This is a genomic window from uncultured Corynebacterium sp., from assembly GCF_945649885.1.
Classification (GTDB): domain Bacteria; phylum Actinomycetota; class Actinomycetes; order Mycobacteriales; family Mycobacteriaceae; genus Corynebacterium.
The window spans coordinates 1-17,537 of the sequence record NZ_CALZFS010000054.1; the positions used below are offsets into that span (position 1 = coordinate 1).

Sequence of the window (17,537 nt, forward strand, 5' to 3'; positions counted from 1 at the left end):
TGCTTCTACAATTAAAAACATAAAATTCACTATAATTTAAGGTTCATTACACGATTTTGATGACAAAGTAGTAAACTACTCGCTATGAAAAGGACGAAGCTGGTTGCAGCACTGACAACAGTGCTCATGATGGGGAGTACACCCTGTATAGCCGCTGATTCCACTATGATCACTGCAGCTGAGACACCTGATACGCCCGCGACAACAGGCACCATGTATTCCGCATCCGTCTCTGTGCTCGACACCGTCGCGGAGGCAGTCCACACCACCACCCCGACCCAGGCTGATGATTCCGGCAGGTCGGAAACTGAGAATCAGCTCACAGAAACCACCCCTACCACCCCCAGCGCTGATGGCACCTCCACAGATACTCAGACTGGCCCCGCTTTCTGGCGTGATGCTGAGGCGGAACGTGGCGAGATTCTCCGGGTAGCCTATGAAGGTGATAGCACCTTCGAGAATCTGAAGGTCGAGGTGTCCTTCCCCTTCCAGAATTTCCGTACCCAGGTGCAGCCAGATCAGTCAATCACCGTGTTCGTGCCTCATTTCTTCACTGGTGCCTCACAGGTCTCCCCCGTATTCACAGTCTCCGATGATAACGGTGAGGTTGACACCTTCTCTGTCTCCGTGGAATACCCACGCCCGATCACAGAGCCTGCGGAACGCACCACTCCCCTCTTCCGCCTGATTTCAGAGGTGGCGTTCCGCCTTCCACAGATTCCCTTCGTCCGTCACCTCTTCGAAGACTAAGTTCCGCCCCCAAGGGGAATATGAGGCGGACCTACGGACAGCGGGTAGTTATGACCACCGAAAAAGGTCACCCTCGAGGGAAGGGCCCACACCAGATGATCCCCTCAGACGGCCCTGAGCGAGACACACATGAAAACTGTGCCTCGCCCCGCCCTGTCTGAGGGGATCATTTTCCTTTGTACGTCCCTGGGAATCTGATCCCTGTCAGGAAACCTGGCCACGCTTCTGCGCCAGCTTGGTGGCCACGCGGGCAACCACAGCATCAATGCGGGCACGCTCCAGAAGGAAGCTGGGCGGGTTGGAACCACGCATCGTCCAGACATAGTCCGGGTGAGCATCAGCCACGGTGTCCAACCATGCCCGGGTGGAGGTACAGACATCATCAGCAACGCGTCCATAAAGCATCGGAAGTGAGAAGGATTCCAGGTCATTGGCCACATTGGCGGTCTGGACCAGAACCCAGTCAACAACCTGTTCCAGGTGCTTGACCACACCTTCGGTGCGGGCGTTCAATGCGCCAGCAAGTTCCCGGACCACCACCAGGTCCTCGACGGGGTGTTCACGTTCCAGGTCTGCGGCGGTGATGCGCTCTGGTTGGGAGAGATCAACACGCAAAGCAGACCGTGCACTCACGGTACCCTGTCGGATGCCTGAGGTCAGTGCGTGACGGAGGCCAGAAAGCTCTGCCACCACAGTGCGAGCGTCATCCCTGCCTTCTGCAACGATCTCTTCGAACTCAGCCAGACAGTCCTCCACCAGTTCAGCGTCCCAATCAGAGACAGCCTCCATGATGTGTTCAATGTATTCGGCGACCTCATCGCCAATATTGTAGATCTCCTGGGTGAGCTCGCGGTGTCGCAGTTGCGCGGTGGAAGTGCCCATTATCTCCAGCACACATCCTTTCTTGCATTCAGCCTCAGGAATCACATAGGACTCTCAAGTAACACTTGAGAGTTCCTCTAACGGCTTCTGACTTTATGTGAATGAGCTTGGAATACTCCGTAGGCACGCCGAAGACACCCCCACGACATCTCCATGATGAAAATTCTTCAGAACCAAGGTTCCTCCGTGCCGAAATATCAGCCTTCGAAGAACCCCTATTCTTTCACAGACCATTGACATAGAGCCGTCTGTACAACGGCGCGTCCAAAAGGAAATCTGACGCCTCTCCATCATCAGCAATCAGATGAATGCGGCACCCCTCGAACAGCGGCGTCACAACAACAAAAAATTCCTGCCGGCACCACTAGGGCATGGGCAGGAATCAGCTGCTAGATCAGATCCGGACTACCAGGAAACTGCAGGCAGGCCCATGGAATCAACCAGTTCATCCACGATGACGCGGGGCTTCCCGCGGGTCTTTTCATCATCTAGACGGGACAGGTACTTATCCACCACTTTGGTCACGGCCGGAATACGGTCGGATGGCAGCCCGAGACACTCCGCCACATAGCCTGGGTTGTCCTGAGCAAAAAGCCACTCAGGATCACCGAAAGCCAGGCCCGGGTTCGAGCCGAGGGTGAAGAATTCCTCATCACCTTCTGAGCCGGTGGCAATGATATAGGCAAACTCGTCCATGACGCCGAGGGAAAACTTCCCAGGTTCTGCACCGACTTCAGACTGCTGCCAGGCAGCTCCGTCCCAGTCAAACTGAATATCTTGCACTTTTGCTCCGTTTACTTGCGGCGGTAGATATGATCAATGGCGTCGCTATAGCGACGGTAGACAACATTACGCTTGACCTTCAGGGTCGGGGTCAGCTCATCGTCTTCTTCTGTGAGATCACGATCAAGGATGAAGAATCTTTTGATCGCCTCTGAATGGGACACGGTGGCATTCGCATTGTTGATGGCATCTTGGATCTCACCGCGGAGGGCGGGTTCGATCGCCAGCTCCTCAATGGTGCGGGATTCTGGAATGTTGTGGTTGAGCTTCCAGCGCTTGAGGCTATCCGGATCCAGGGTGACCAGCAGGCCGACAAAAGGCTTTCCATCGCCGACCACCATGGCCTGGCTGATCAGTGGGTGTGCGCGGATGATGTCTTCCATCGGTCCTGGGGAGACATTCTTTCCGCCAGCGGTGACGATGAGGTCCTTCTTACGGCCGGTGATCACGAGGTGACCTGTTTCCAGAAGTTCACCCAGGTCACCGGTGTTGAACCAACCATCCACGATGGATTCCGCCGTGGCCTCGGGGTTGTTCCAATAACCACGGAACCGCATCTCGCCCTTGAGCAGGATTTCACCATCATCGTTGATACGGATGGTCATGCCCGGCAGTGGCTGTCCCACGGTACCGATCTTCTGATCAGTGAAGTCGAGGGCAGCTGCGGCAGCTGTTTCAGTGAGACCGTAGCCCTCATAGATCGGGATGCCCACACCCCGGTAGAAGTGCAGCAGGTCATGTCCCATGGCGGAACCGCCGGTGATGGCAAACTCCACGGAGTCACCAACAGCGGCCCTGATCTTGGAATAGACCAGCTTGTTGAACACCTTGTGAGCCATGGTCAGCGCACGTCCGGGGCCTTCTTCAGTATCCAGTGCCCGGGAGTATTCAATGGCGGTCTTCTCTGCTCGGGCAAACATTGCAGCCTTGACCGGACCACCATCGCTGGCATTCGTGGCCGCAGAGTTACGAACCTTTTCAAAGACACGGGGAACACCCAGGATCAAGTTGGGGCGTGTACGCTGAAATTCCAGTGCCAGGGTGGAGAAATCAGACCAGTGGGACTGGGTGGCGCCACCAACGGCGAAAGCCAGGGAAACCGCACGGGCAAGCACATGTGCCATGGGAAGGAAGGTCAGCATGCGGCTGCCTGGAACGGCAATCCTGCCCACCGGGTGGGTCAGCAGGGCACGGACCTCAGCAAGCCAGTTACGGTGCAGGATCTCACATCCCTTGGGCTTACCGGTGGTTCCAGAGGTGTAGACCAGGGATGCCAGGTCATCTGCCTTGGTGGCCTTGATGCGGTCCCACACCAGGTCATCTGAGAGGTCACGCCCCTCAAATTTCAGGGTATCCAGAGCTGAGGCGTTGATCTCCAGGATTCGACGCAGCTGGGAACCAGAGCCCTTCAGTGCCGGAGTGCCATCTTCACCAAGCACGAGGTGTTTCATCAGATCAGTGTGATCAGGGGTTTCGGTGACGGCAAGTACTGCACCGGAGTCCTCAATGATCCACTGGACCTGGGACAGGGAGGAGGAACTGTAAATCGGGACGGTCACAGCACCGGCTGCCCAGATGGCGAAGTCCATCACTGCCCATTCATAACGGGTGTCAGCCAGAAGTGCGACACGGTCGCCGCTCTCCACACCAACCGCAATGATTCCCTTGGCTACCTCAAAGACCTCATCCAGGAATTCCTGTGCGGTGACGTTGACCCACTCGTAATTGGCGGGGCGGGAATACAGCACTCCGAATGGGCGGGACTTGACCTGATCTATCAGAGCGGTCAGGCAGGTCTCATGCTCCCCGATCGTGTATTCCGCTTCTACGGTGAATTCCGAGGGGTTTGACGTTGAAGTCATACTGAGGTTCTCGCCTTCCATGTTTCGTGGGGGTTGATCCCGTGTATTTTTGCGTTGCAATAGTTCTTTAGAGCCTATCGGTGGCTTCTCACACTGTGTTTCACCAGTGCCCTAATTTAATCCTTGGCCAGGATCAATCACGGAGGGAACCGTGACTCACCGGGGAGGAACCATGGTGATGTGCTACAACCGAACCACAGACACACCCCAAAGGTGCCACCTGTGTTCCCTCGAAAAGGATATCGGCGTATATCTCCCACACATCACTGTCCTGTACTATTACGCACCATTTCACCTAGGGAGACACCAAAGAAATACTGCCGATTTCCGCTTCAGGGTTTGTCTACAAATCTACCTCTTCGACTGCTTTCGTGACGGCGGGGAAGTCAATCGTTTAGTTCACTTAACGCCTATGGGGTGGTTTCCCTCTCGTTACGCTGTCGAAAGTGCTTTTCAGTGGCATGATGTTGACTTGTGACTGCTCGAGGACCATTAAATGACCTGGCCGGACTATACGGCGTTTCTACCTCTTTCACCGATTATCGCGGTGCAAACATCGAGGTCAGTGAGGACACGCTGATCAAGGTTCTGCGTGCACTTGATGTTGATCTGGGTGAGGGCGACCCCACTGATGATCAGCTGAATGCTGCCATCAACCGTTTTCACGATCGTGAATTCTCTCGCCCACTGCCCCCGTGTGTGGTGGCTGTCCAGGGCGAGGAACGCGTATTCCCCATCCATGTTCATGATGGCCAACCAGCAAAGGTGTTCATTGAACTGGATTCCGGTGAGCGTCGGGAAGCCCTCCAGGTGGATAACTGGGCGCAGCCGCGCACTGTCGAGGGAGTCGCCTGGGGTGAAGCCTCATTCAAGATTCCCGGTGACCTGCCCTTAGGTTGGCACCAGGTCCATCTGGAATCAGGTGAGGAGAGTGCCCAGTGTGGTCTGATTATCACTCCTGAACGTCTGTCTACTGCTGATAAGTACCTGGATTCACCACGCACCGGTGTGATGGCGCAGATCTATTCCGTGCGTTCCAATCTTTCCTGGAGCATGGGTGATTTCAATGATCTGGGCCATCTTGCCAGTGTTCTGGCTAGGGACAAGGCTGATTTTCTGCTGATCAACCCGATGCATGCGGCTGAGCCTTTTCCTCCCACTGAGGACTCCCCTTATCTTCCCACCACGCGTCGTTTCATCAACCCGATCTATATCCGGGTGGAGGATGTTCCTGAGTTCAACCAGCTCGATGTTGACCTTCGCGATGAGGTGGCAGAGATGGCCGATGAGTTCCGTGAGTTGAACTTCAGCTCCGAGATCATCGAACGCAACCCGATCTTTGCCGCAAAACTCCAGGTTCTGCATGAGATCTTCCTGGTGGAACGCACTGATGAGCGGGAAGGTACCTTTGCTGACTTCGTGCAGCGTGAAGGTCAAGGGCTGATTGATTTCGCCACCTGGTGTGCAGACCGTGAGATTGAGCAGCTTTCTTCCGCACATGCTGAAAAACCTGATCGCGATGAACTGACCATGTTCTACATGTGGCTGCAGTGGCTGTGTGATGAGCAGCTGGCCGCCGCGCAGAAGCGTGCAGTCGATTCTGGCATGTCGATCGGCATCATGGCGGACCTGGCGGTCGGGGTGCACCCGGGTGGTGCGGATGCCCACAACCTCGCCCATGTGCTGGCCCCGGATATTTCTGTGGGTGCCCCACCAGATGGCTACAACCAGCAGGGGCAGGATTGGTCCCAGCCTCCATGGAACCCCACCCGCCTGGCAGAAGAGGGTTATATCCCCTGGCGTAATCTGCTGCGCACTGTGCTGCGCCATTCCGGTGGCATCCGTGTGGACCATATTCTGGGTATGTTCCGTCTCTTTGTCATGCCACGCATGCAGTCCCCCGCCACGGGTACCTATCTCAACTTTGATCATGACGCACTGGTGGGCATCCTCGCACTTGAGGCTGAGCTTGCTGATGCCGTGGTCATTGGTGAGGACCTGGGCACCTTCGAGCCGTGGGTTCAGGATGTTCTGGCCAGCCGCGGCATCATGGGTACCTCCATCCTGTGGTTCGAACACTCCCCCTCCCAGTCAGGGCCGCGCAGGCAGGCTGAGTACCGCCCGCTTGCCCTGACCTCGGTGACCACCCATGATCTGCCGCCCACCGCGGGTTATCTCGCCGGCGAGCATATTGATCTGCGTGATCGCCTCGGTGTGCTCACCCGCGATGCTGAGATCGAGGATGTTGAAGACCTGCAGTGGCAGGCTGAGATCCTTGATGTTGTGGCTGACAACGGTGCCCTGCCAAGGGCAGAGGGTGGCAGCTATGTAGGCAAGGAACGCACCGATCGTGGTGAACTTTCTGAACTGCTCACCGGCTTGCACCAGTTTGTTGCCGGTACCCCGTCTGCCCTGACCTGCGTGTCCCTGGTGGACATGGTCGGTGACAAGCGTGCGCAGAACCAGCCCGGCACCACCCGGGATATGTACCCCAACTGGTGCATCCCGCTCTGTGACAACGATGGCACCCCGATCACCATCGAGACACTGCGTGACCATCCGCTCTACAACACCATCGCAGACGCCTCCCAACGGGAGAGCTAAAAGCATGTTTGACAACGCCCGCCAGCTCGGCCCAGCTGGCGGGCGTTTTCTCATAGGCGGAACGCTGCTTAGCCTGAACTTTGTTGTGACCATTGCCTTTCTCATGGACAATGAGCACGACTCTTTGATCATCCTCAAAACAAGAAGGCCACAACATGCGACTTCTCGGACGAATCCTCAAAACCACGTCCGCCCTCTGGCCCTACTACCTCGGCATCGTTCTCGCCTCGATAGTGGTGGCCGGACTGTCGCTGGTCTCCCCCTTCATCCTGCGCGAAGCCACCGACACGATCGTCTCCGCGGTCAACGGTGAGGTCACAGTTGCATCAGTCACGCAGACGATCATCATCCTGGCGGTCATCCTCTTTGTTGCTGATATCTTCAACACCCTGATGTCCAATGTGGGTGGCTACTTCGGTGACATCATGTCAGAGCGCATGCGCCAGATTCTCTCCACACGTTATTACGCCAAGCTCCTGGCGCTGCCCCAGAAGTACTTTGACAACCAGGTCACCGGCACCATCATCGCCCGCCTGGACCGCTCAATTACAGGCATCACCCAGTTCATGAAGGGGTTTTCCAACAACTTCTTCCCCATGCTCATCACCATGGTGGCCGTCTTGATCATCACGTCCATCTACTACTGGCCACTGACCATTCTGCTGGCACTGCTCTTCCCCATCTACATGTGGTTGACCGCCCTGACCTCTGTCCGCTGGCAGAAGTGGGAACGACAGAAAAACCAGGAAATCGACCTGGCTAACGGTCGTTTTGCTGAGGTTGTCGGCCAGATGAAGGTGGTCAAGAGCTTCGTTGCAGAAACCCGTGAATTGGATGATTTCGGCACCCGTTATGGCAAGACCGTAAATATCTCACGCCCGCAGTCCAGCTGGTGGCACCGCATGGACTTCCTCCGTGGTGCAGCTCTGAACCTGATTTTCCTGGCCATCTACCTGCTGCTGTTCTACCGCACCCTGCACGGCCACTTCAGCCTGGGTGACATGGTCATGCTCCTACAGCTGGTCAACATGGCTAAGCAGCCGGTGTTCATGATGAGCTTCATCGTGGACTCCGCCCAGCGTGCAATCGCTGGTTCCCGTGACTACTTCGACGTCATGTCCGAGAAGGTCGAACCAACAGCCAACAAGGAACTGGTCACCGCCACCATCACCTCACAGACCCCGACGCTAACCCTCGATGTTCCAGAACCGCTCTCCAGTGGCGAGCCAGCCCTCAAATTTGAAAATGTCAGCTTCGCCTATGAAGAGGGCAAACCGGTGATCCGGGACGTCACCATCCAGGCCCGCCATGGTGAACGCATCGCCCTGGTCGGTGAATCCGGTGGTGGGAAATCCACCTTGGTCAACCTCCTGTTGGGGCTCTATGAACCCAGCGCTGGTGAGCTGTCAGTGTGTGGCCGCAACGTGGATGACCTCACCTCCGAGGAGCTACGTGCCTCCGTGGGCGTGGTCTTCCAGGACGCCAGTCTGTTCTCCGGATCCATTGCTGAAAACATCGCCTATGGCAGGCCCGGTGCCAGCCAGGATGAGATCATCAGGGTGGCCAGGAAGGCCAATGCCCATGAATTCATCGAGGCCTTCCCCCAGGGCTATGACACCGTGATCGGTGAACGTGGACTGAAGCTCTCCGGTGGACAGAAGCAGCGTGTGGCTGTTGCCCGCGCCATGCTCAAAGACGCCCCCGTCCTGGTCCTTGATGAGGCCACCTCAGCACTGGACACCAAGTCCGAGCGCGCGGTCCAGGACGGTCTGGAACAGCTCATGGCCAACCGCACCACTCTCATGATCGCTCACCGCCTGTCCACCATTGCTGATGTGGACACCATTGTGACCATCCGCGACGGTCAGGTTGATGAGATCGGCTCCCCTGCCCAGCTTGCAGTCTCCGGCGGTATCTACGCAGAGCTACTGCGCCTGACCCAGTCCACCGCTGAAGCCGACCGCGAGCGCCTACGTTCCTTCGGTTTCACCGGTGATGCGCCTGTGGAGGATGAAGAATAAAAGTATAAACCCTGGCGGTGTTGGATTCCCTGTTCCAAGAGCACCATCACTTTGAGAATACATCTCTACGAATTCAATAAAACTTCATGAAAGCGCAGATAGAGTAAGGGACATCCATCCTGGCTCCTTAGAGTTCTCCCGCTACACATGAGGAAGCATCATTATGCATGATTCCCCGTCCGACGACAGTCTCTACGTCGACCCCGCTGATTCACAGGTTCCACCTTGGTCACGATTGACAGCCCCGGTTCTTAGAACTGTTTTAGATGGGAATGTTTACCGTCGCCGAGAAATAGTTTCACTCACCCGGGAAAAATCCGGAGTGTCAGCAAGCGGTATTGCAGAAACCTTGAACTCCGGTGAGCTTCGTATCAATAACAGGGTGAATTGGGCTATTCAACATCTTTCCAAAGCTGCTCTCATCGAAGTGGTCACCCGGGGGCATTATCGGATTACAGAAGCAGGCACCGCCTGGCTCAAAAAATATCCGGAAGGAATGGATTATGCGGAAGCAAACAAGTTCTTCAGCCCCTTTTGGCCGAGCAGCTCCACTCAGGAGGTTGTTGAATCTCCTATTCCTGCAGAACAGGTCTCCAGCATTCAAAGTGTTGATGAAACCATGGATTCTGCCGAGCGTACGAATCGACGAACGGTCGGGGCTGAACTGCTTAAAGTACTGAGGGAATCTGATCCAGATTTCTTTGAGACAGTCGTTGTCGATGTACTTCTGGCAATGGGTTACGGAGGTGCCCACGGCAAAGGTGCTGCTATTGGTAAGAGTCATGACGGCGGAATCGACGGAGTCATCGATGAAGATGCTCTCGGACTAGACAAAATCTATGTACAGGCCAAACGCTATGCAGAAGGCAATAACGTAGGAAGTCAGGCAATCCAGGGGTTCGTTGGAGCACTCCATGGAAAAGCAGCACAAAAGGGCGTCTTCTTCACCACCAGTACTTTTACTCCTGCAGCCCGTAACTACGCCAATTCTATTCCTACCAACCTGGTTCTAATCGATGGTGAACGTCTGGTTGATCTGATGATGCATTACCGCGTCGGAGTCCAGGCCCGACGCACCTATGTGACGCTTGAGATTGATCAGGACTATTTTGATTAACTCCGCACGTTGAATATCACGCACACCGGTCTTGCAGCTTCCGCGGATCTGCCCACCCTTAGCAAAACCATGAATCACACTGACCCCCTGCATTCCACACCGTTTGGTGTGAAATACAGGGGGTCAAGTCGTGGACAAGCAAAGCTTTAGATCAGCGATACCAGCCAGGCCACCAGCACGATGACCAGCAGGATCACCAGTGCCTGGGTCACGCGTGACTGGGGGTACTTGCGCCTGCGCTTGGGCAGCTCCTGATCGCGTTTGCGGAGCTCTTCTGGGTTAGCCATGAGTGTTCTTCAATGTCCTTAGCTTGGTTGAGATTCGCTGATGATGCGTGTGCCGCCAACATTTCTGCCGGCACCTCGCCCACCTCGTCCGCTGTGTGAGGAACGGTGCTGCTGTCCGCCGACAGTGCGCCGCGTCCACGCCGCGAGGATATCGATGCTCCTGAGTAGTGGTGCGGCCAGCAGGATGCACACCAGCACCGCTCCCAGGATCACGATGGGTGACTGGATCCAGAGCGGTGCTGTGGTCAGCTGCTGTGAAATCCAGTCGAGGAAGGCGGTCATGGCTTAAAACCTTACACCGCCCCACCGAAACATTGAGAGCCTAGATCGCACCTGCCAGGCCACGGCGACGAAGCAATGGCTGAATGTCCTTGGCACGGCCGCGAAGCTCTTCAAATGAACGGGTGTAATCAGCTGCTGCACCACGGGAAAGAACCAGGTCACGGAAGTCCTGACCCGAGTTGCGGGCAGCTTCTGCAGAGGCTGTTGCACCTGCTGCACCGGTTTCGGTGAACCAGTCAAAGCCATCGGCATCCAGTGCTTCTGCCCACAGGTAGGAGTAGTATCCGGCTGAGTAGCCACCGGCGAAGATGTGGTTGAAGTAGGTGGAACGGTAACGCGGGGCGATATTGTCCACATCCAGGCCAGCTGCCTGCAGAGCGTCCTGCTCAAACTGTTCAATGTCGGTGACTGCTGCTGCTTCCTCAGCGGTCAGGGAATGCCAGGCCAGGTCGATGATGGATGCTGCCAGGTACTCGGAGGTGGCAAAGCCCTGGCCGAACTGCTTGGCTTCCTCGATGGCCTCCAGCATGGAATCCGGAATGACCTCGCCGGTTTCATGGTGGCGGGCGTAGTTGCGCACCACTGCTGGATCAAAAGCCCAGTTCTCATTGATCTGGGAGGGAAATTCCACATAGTCACGGGGCACGGAGGTGCCGGAGAAGCTCGGGTAGCGCACATCAGAGAGCAGTCCGTGCAGGGCATGGCCGAACTCGTGGAAGATGGTAGTCACATCATCTAGGGACAACAGTGCTTCACCGGAGGTGGGCTTGGTGATGCCCATGACGTTGGTGACCACCGGTTTGGTGCCCAACAGGTGGGACTGGTCCACGAAGCTGCTCATCCAGGCGCCACCACGCTTGGAGGGACGCCCGAAGTAGTCGGTCAGCAGCAGGCCGATGCCTGAGCCATCAGAGTCCTTGACCTCCCAGACATCCACACCTTCGGCGTAGCCGACGAGGTCTTCGCGCTTGTCCACGGTGATGCCGTAGAGGCGGTTGGCGGAGTAGAACACGCCATCTTCTAAGACACGGGTCAGTGGGAAGTACTTGCGCAGTTCAGCATCATCTAAGGCATAGTCGCGTTCCCGGACCTTGGATTCCCAGAAGGGCCAGTCAGCAGCCTCAACCTTTTCACCGGCTGCTTCAGCTTCCTCAGCAGAGAGCTTGTACTCAGCCTTGGCATTGGCAGAGGCACTCGGCGCGAGGTCATAGAGCAGACCGCGGACAGCGTCCACGTCAGCGGCGGTTTCCTCTTCAATGACGTACTCCGCGTGGGTGGTGTAACCCAGCAGCTGGGAACGCTCGGCACGCAGGCGGACGGTCTCCAACAGCACATCGGCATTGGATTCCTGGCCGCGTTTCTGAGAAGCCTCATAGAGCTTGGCACGGGATTCAGGGGAGGTCAGCACTGACTGTTCTGCCTGTACGGTGGGCAGTTCCAAGGGCACGACGTAGCCCTCACGTTCCACAGCAGCGGCATAGGATGCAGCCGCTTCCATGCGGGATGCACTGAAACCAGCAAGTTCAGATTCCTCAAAGTCCACCGCCAGGTCACGGGTGTCCTTCAGCAGGTTGCGGCCGAACTGCTCCGAGAGTGCGGAGAGTCGTTGGTTTATCTCTGACAGGCGTGCTTTGCCGGTGTCGTCGAGAGCTGCACCGCGGCGTCGAAAAGCACGCAGCGTGTGATCCAGCAGACGTTCGGATTCCTCATCAGCAGGTGCTTCGAGTGCCTCAAGTCGCTGGAAGAGTGCGGTGTTGTGGAAGATGGAATCGGAATGCGCGGACAGCTTCGGGGCGATCTCCTGGGCGATCGCATCCATCTCCTCGGAGGAATCAGTGCCTTGGAGGTTGAAGAACACAGAGGCCACACGATTGAGTGGTTGGCCGGCACGCTCGAGGGCTTCCAGGGTGTTCTCCCAGGACGGCGCATCCGGGTTGGCGGTGATACCTTCGATCTCCGCCTTGTGCTCAGCAAGGGCAATCTCAAAAGCGGGGAGGAAATCCTCTGTGGTGATCGCTGCGAAATCAGGCAGCAGATAGGGCAGGTTACTTGGGGTCAGTAGGGCATCAACACTCATGAGCACCGATCCTAGTTGCTAGAGTTTGGATCATGTCTGTTACGGTCACCTGCCCAGCTGGCACCATCACTGGCGAGCTTGTTCCATTCACGGCGCCTTCCACTGAAAATGATGAGGCACGCGAGCAACTCCTGCCCTATTTCCGTTCCATCCCTTATGCCAAAGCCAAGCCTTTCCATGATGCAGAGAAGCTTGAGCCGATGAAGATTGATGCCACCGGGAAACACGATGGTCTGCATCTGACCGTGTCCACCCCGGAGGTGCGTTTCGGGGCGGACCATCCGGTGATCGTGTTCATCCACGGTGGTGGTTATGCCACGGGCACCCGTTTTGATCAGCGCCACGATCCGCTGTTTTTCACCAGTCAGGGGTTTGTGGTGGTGGAGGTGTCCTACCGCCTGGGTTTGGAGGGTTTTGTGCCCTTCCACGATGATGAGCCCAATAGGTACCGTGGCACGGATGACTGCGTCCTCGCCCTGGAGTGGGTGCAGAAAAACATCGAGGATTTCGGTGGTGATCCCACCAATGTCACCCTCATGGGGCAGTCAGCCGGTGGCGGCATCGTACTGTGGTTGGCCCGCCTTGATCACTACCGTGGCGGTTTTCGTCGTGTGGTGGCGTTGTCCCCCAGCTACCCACGCGGTGCTTTTAGCAAGCGTAAAGGAGCTTTACGACGCGCCCTCGGCCGGCCTGTGACTCGTGAGGCCCTGAGCAAGCTCGACCCCACACGTCTTGCGCGTGGCTACCGCCGCTTTGCCCGCAGGTACTTCCATGACCTGGCGCTGGGGCCTTCCGGTTATGACCCGGATGAGCTGGCCGATATTGATCTGCTGATCACCGCCACCCGCGATGAGATGTATGACTACCCCATTGCTCTCCGTCTGGACGAGAAGAAAACCGGTGGCGAGCTGGGGTTGAAATTCATTGCCCGTGTGATGGGAGCAGCCGTTCCGGAATCCTATATCGCCAAGGCACGCACAGTTGATGACCGTGTGGTGGGCAGATTGATCGGTGATTCCATGGTTCGTCGCTACGTCGCCCAGACAGAAAAGGGCTGGTGGGTTGAATTCCCCGGAAAACACTGCGAGGACATGCCGGAGATCTTCACCCGTGACACCGAGGCCCATCGGATCATCGCATCTTTTGCACGCGGGGAAACACCTTCCTGGCCCCCCTATTCCGAGGAGAACCGTGCAGCGCTGTCCCTGGTGGATGGTGAACCGAAGGTGGTTCGCGATCCGCTGAACATGGTGCGCACCTCATTCCTCATGGAGAAGAAGAACCAAGTTGAAGGCCTGGGTGGGGCCACCTTATAGCACAAAATTAAGGTGAGCGAGGTCACCAGAATGCCTCTACCCTTGGGGTCATGACTGACACTACCCCGTTGAGTTCGGACCTGATCCCCGAGACCACCGCCCGCCCGGTAGTCGATGCCGAAGGGTTCATTGTTGAACACGAGTCGGAATATTACAGCACTCCGGCACCGGCCCCGGGTGAACAACCCTGGGAGAAACATGACCGCGAATGGTACAAAGACGCTGTCTTCTATGAAGTACTGGTCCGTGCCTTCTATGACCCTGAAGGTAGTGGTTCCGGAACCCTCAGGGGCCTGACAGAAAAACTCGATTACATCCAGTGGCTGGGTGTGGACTGCATCTGGGTCCCACCCTTCTATGACTCCCCACTGCGTGACGGCGGCTACGATATCCGCAACTTCCGTGAGATATTGCCGGAGTTTGGCACCGTGGAGGACTTTGTGGAACTGGTGGACCAGGCCCACCGACGTGGCCTGCGCGTAATCACCGACCTGGTGATGAACCACACCTCTGATCAACATCCTTGGTTCCAGCAGTCCCGCACTGACCCCGAGGGCCCCTACGGTGATTTCTATGTCTGGGGTGATGACCCAGAGTTGTACTCTGAAGCCCGCATCATCTTCATCGACACCGAGGACTCCAACTGGTCCTATGATCCGGTGCGCAAACAGTACTACTGGCACCGGTTCTTCTCTCACCAGCCGGACCTGAACTATGACAACCCGGCTGTGCAGGAAGCCATGATCGATGTGCTGCGCTTCTGGCTGGACCTGGGCCTGGATGGTTTCCGCTTGGACGCGGTGCCCTATCTCTTTGAACGTGAAGGCACCAACGGCGAGAACCTCCCGGAAACCCATGACTTCCTCAAACGCTGCCGAACTGTCATCGATGAGGAATACCCCGGCCGCATCGTCCTGGCCGAGGCCAACCAGTGGCCACAGGATGTGGTGGAGTACTTCGGTGAGAAGGAAAAGGGCGATGAGTGCCACATGGCCTTCCACTTCCCACTCATGCCGCGCATCTTCATGGGAGCTCGTGAAGGTTCCCGCACACCGATTAGTGAGATCCTCAAGCACACCCCGGAGATCCCTGATACTGCCCAGTGGGGCATCTTCCTGCGCAACCATGATGAGCTGACATTGGAGATGGTCTCTGATGAGGAACGCGCCTACATGTACCAGCAGTACGCACCGGAGCCACGCATGCGTGCCAACGTGGGTATCCGCCGACGCCTCTCCCCACTTCTTGATGCCGACCGCAACCAGTTGGAGCTTCTCCACGGACTGCTGCTCTCCCTGCCGGGTTCACCAGTGTTGTACTACGGCGATGAAATCGGCATGGGTGACAACATCTGGCTGCCCGACCGCGATGGTGTCCGTACCCCCATGCAGTGGTCCAATGACCGCAACGGTGGTTTCTCCAAGGCAGATCCAGAACGCCTCTACCTGCCGGCAATCCAAAATGACCGCTTCGGTTATGCCCAGGTCAATGTGGAAAGTCAGCTGCAGCAGGAGAACTCCCTACTCCAGTGGGTCCGCAACCAGATCATGATCCGCAAACAGTACCCAGCCTTTGGCAAGGGCACTTACCGTGAAATCGACTCCACCAATGAGGCAGTCCTGACCTACCTGCGTGAATACAAGGGCCAGACTCTGCTGTGTGTGAACAACATGTCACGCCTGCCACAGGCGGTCGCCCTGGATTTAAGTGAATTCGCTGGTATCACCCCGCGTGAGCTTTCAGGTGGTCAGTACTTCCCCACCATCGGTGAACGACAGTGCGTGTTCACCCTGGCACCCCACGGGTTCTTCTGGTTGGATTTGAGCGGTGAAGAGGAATGAGCATTGCCCAGCACATCGTGAATGAGCGCTTCTACGGTGCCAAGTCCCAGACAATCAATGATGTTGAGATAGTCCGGGAGAAAGCTCTGGGTGAAAACACCCTGGTGATTGCACGCATCAACGATGTCCTCTACCAACTCCTGGTGGACCCAGAAGGCAAGGACGTCCTGGTTAATCATGTCGATGAGGTACAGGACAGCCTCGGAGCATGGATCTCATCGGGTGACTTCCCTGCCGGCCCATATCAAGCCCTGAGCGGTGAACAGTCGAACACCTCCCTGGTGGCAGGGGATGTGATGGTGAAATACTTCCGCAAACTTGAACCCGGCTTGAACCCGGATGTGGAATTACTCAGCCAGATCCCTGACTGTCCACATGTGGCACCTGTGTTGGGATATTCCTCCGTGGATCTGGACGGTTCGGACTACACCCTGGTGATGTCCCAGAGGTTCATGCCCGGCGCGGACGGCTGGAAGCATGCCCTGTCCACCACAGCAGGAAGCTTTGCTGATGAGGCCCGGTTACTGGGTGAGGCGACGGCATCGGTGCATGTGGCTTTAGCTGAGGCTTTTGGCACCACGCTGGTTCCCTCCGCTGAGGTAGCTGATGGTCTGGTGTCCCGGTTGGATAATCTCATTGGGCAGGCACCTGATCTGGCGCGTTATCGTGAGGATGCGGTAGCGGTGTACCGGGAGCTTGATGGTGAAGTGGAACTACAACGTATCCACGGTGATCTGCACCTGGGCCAGACGCTGCGCACCACCACGCGTTATATCCTCATTGATTTTGAAGGTGAACCAGCCCGTCCACTGGCAGAGCGCAAGCTTCCTGACTCCCCACTGCGTGACATTGCTGGAATGCTCCGCTCTCTTGACTATGCGGCTCACTTTGATGGTGTTCATAAAGCCTGGGGTGAGGAGGCAGCGAGTGCTTATCTGCAGGGTTATGGGGCTGTGGATCTTCATCGCTCGTTGTTGGATGCTTATATTCTGGACAAGGCACTTTATGAGGTGGCCTATGAGATAAACAACCGCCCCGACTGGGTTCATATCCCACTCGGAGCGGTTGAGCGTGTGCTTGGTTAAAAGCTTTTCACAACATCAGAGATGATCGTCGAAGGCTTCCAGGATCGCCTGGCGTAGCTCTGGGTTAGACAGCTGATCCACCATCCATGGGGAGAAGGCGAAGGGGGTGGCGTCCACGGCGTCAAAGATCTTCTGTGGAACCTCCCATGCGAACTCCTCGACTTCATCTTCCAGTGGTTCAACAAATTCACCGTTGGCCAGTCGGACGATGTGGACTGGGCAGATCTCGTTTTCCACAATTCCTGAGGAGTCCACTGCACGGTACTGGTAATCGTGGAGGATAGCCTGGATGTCCAGGAAGGAATTCGGTTCCAGGCCGAGCTCCTCAACGCCACGACGACGGATGGCATCTGCGTTAGTTTCATCCGGGGCCGGGTGACCACACATGGAGTTGGTCCACACCCCTGGCCAGGTCTTCTTGCTCAACGCGCGGCGGGTAACCAGCAATTCACCACGCGGGTTGAGGATGTAGCTGGAGAACGCAAAATGAAGTGGTGTGTCCTCAGTGTGCACGGTGGCCTTGGATGCAGTGCCAATAGCATTGCCCTCGGTATCGGCGAGTACAACCAGTTCTTCCTCTTTTGTCATGTCCACCAGCTTAGCAACCTGGATGCTATCCCCTCACCCAGT

Annotated in this window: 14 protein-coding genes; 7 read left to right on the forward strand and 7 right to left on the reverse strand. The window is 56.6% G+C overall.

The annotated features are described in order from the left end of the window. The first annotated feature begins 84 nt into the window (after positions 1 to 84). Positions 85 to 750, forward strand: coding sequence for a hypothetical protein (locus tag Q0M74_RS07445; RefSeq protein ID WP_293952997.1), 666 nt, complete (start codon positions 85 to 87; stop codon positions 748 to 750). A 204-nt stretch (positions 751 to 954) separates the two neighbouring features. Here the strand turns inward: Q0M74_RS07445 and Q0M74_RS07450 are convergent, their stop codons facing one another. From Q0M74_RS07450 to Q0M74_RS07460, 3 genes are all read right to left on the reverse strand, one after another. Further along, a complete protein-coding gene (locus Q0M74_RS07450) occupies positions 955 to 1,632 on the reverse strand; it encodes a hypothetical protein (RefSeq protein ID WP_293952999.1) in 678 nt (225 codons plus the stop codon). A 405-nt stretch (positions 1,633 to 2,037) separates the two neighbouring features. Next, positions 2,038 to 2,415: a hypothetical protein gene (locus Q0M74_RS07455; protein ID WP_293953001.1), complete on the reverse strand. Its 378-nt coding sequence runs from the start codon at positions 2,413 to 2,415 to the stop codon at positions 2,038 to 2,040. 11 nt (positions 2,416 to 2,426) lie between these two features. Then, positions 2,427 to 4,277: a long-chain fatty acid--CoA ligase gene (locus Q0M74_RS07460; protein ID WP_293953003.1), complete on the reverse strand. Its 1,851-nt coding sequence runs from the start codon at positions 4,275 to 4,277 to the stop codon at positions 2,427 to 2,429. A 474-nt stretch (positions 4,278 to 4,751) separates the two neighbouring features. On the opposite strand from Q0M74_RS07460, the gene malQ reads away from it, so the two are divergent. From malQ to Q0M74_RS07475, 3 genes are all read left to right on the forward strand, one after another. Further along, positions 4,752 to 6,881, forward strand: a complete 2,130-nt coding sequence (gene malQ, locus Q0M74_RS07465) for a 4-alpha-glucanotransferase (RefSeq protein WP_293953005.1) — start codon at positions 4,752 to 4,754, stop codon at positions 6,879 to 6,881. A gap of 155 nt (positions 6,882 to 7,036) precedes the next feature. Next, complete coding sequence (locus Q0M74_RS07470) at positions 7,037 to 8,902, forward strand: ABC transporter ATP-binding protein (RefSeq protein ID WP_293953007.1); 1,866 nt, start codon at positions 7,037 to 7,039, stop codon at positions 8,900 to 8,902. A 163-nt stretch (positions 8,903 to 9,065) separates the two neighbouring features. After that, positions 9,066 to 10,019 (forward strand): restriction endonuclease, encoded by a 954-nt coding sequence (locus Q0M74_RS07475; RefSeq protein ID WP_293953009.1) that lies wholly within the window; start codon positions 9,066 to 9,068, stop codon positions 10,017 to 10,019. Between the two features lie 146 nt (positions 10,020 to 10,165). On the opposite strand, the gene Q0M74_RS07480 is transcribed toward Q0M74_RS07475, so the two are convergent. Genes Q0M74_RS07480 through Q0M74_RS07490 form a run of 3 tightly spaced genes read right to left on the reverse strand, consistent with a single transcriptional unit; the run spans position 10,166 to position 12,665 of the window. Beyond that, the gene (locus Q0M74_RS07480) at positions 10,166 to 10,306 is read right to left on the reverse strand and encodes a hypothetical protein (protein WP_293953011.1); all 141 of its coding nucleotides are present in this window, start codon (positions 10,304 to 10,306) and stop codon (positions 10,166 to 10,168) included. An 18-nt stretch (positions 10,307 to 10,324) separates the two neighbouring features. Further along, the gene (locus tag Q0M74_RS07485; RefSeq protein ID WP_293953013.1) at positions 10,325 to 10,588 is read right to left on the reverse strand and encodes a hypothetical protein; all 264 of its coding nucleotides are present in this window, start codon (positions 10,586 to 10,588) and stop codon (positions 10,325 to 10,327) included. A 40-nt stretch (positions 10,589 to 10,628) separates the two neighbouring features. Next, the gene (locus tag Q0M74_RS07490) at positions 10,629 to 12,665 is read right to left on the reverse strand and encodes a M3 family metallopeptidase (protein ID WP_293953015.1); all 2,037 of its coding nucleotides are present in this window, start codon (positions 12,663 to 12,665) and stop codon (positions 10,629 to 10,631) included. A gap of 32 nt (positions 12,666 to 12,697) precedes the next feature. On the opposite strand from Q0M74_RS07490, the gene Q0M74_RS07495 reads away from it, so the two are divergent. Genes Q0M74_RS07495 through Q0M74_RS07505 form a run of 3 tightly spaced genes read left to right on the forward strand, consistent with a single transcriptional unit; the run spans position 12,698 to position 16,907 of the window. Next, positions 12,698 to 13,981, forward strand: a complete 1,284-nt coding sequence (locus Q0M74_RS07495) for an alpha/beta fold hydrolase (RefSeq protein ID WP_293953017.1) — start codon at positions 12,698 to 12,700, stop codon at positions 13,979 to 13,981. A gap of 50 nt (positions 13,982 to 14,031) precedes the next feature. Next, entirely contained in the window at positions 14,032 to 15,822 is a 1,791-nt protein-coding gene (gene treS, locus Q0M74_RS07500; protein ID WP_293953019.1) for a maltose alpha-D-glucosyltransferase, read from the forward strand. After that, entirely contained in the window at positions 15,819 to 16,907 is a 1,089-nt protein-coding gene (locus tag Q0M74_RS07505) for a phosphotransferase (protein WP_293953021.1), read from the forward strand. The genes treS and Q0M74_RS07505 overlap by 4 nt, the downstream gene beginning before the upstream one ends. Positions 16,908 to 16,922: 15 nt before the next feature. On the opposite strand, the gene idi is transcribed toward Q0M74_RS07505, so the two are convergent. Continuing rightward, on the reverse strand, positions 16,923 to 17,495 hold the full coding sequence (gene idi, locus Q0M74_RS07510) for an isopentenyl-diphosphate Delta-isomerase (protein ID WP_293953023.1): 573 nt from the start codon (positions 17,493 to 17,495) through the stop codon (positions 16,923 to 16,925). Between the last annotated feature and the right edge of the window lie 42 nt (positions 17,496 to 17,537).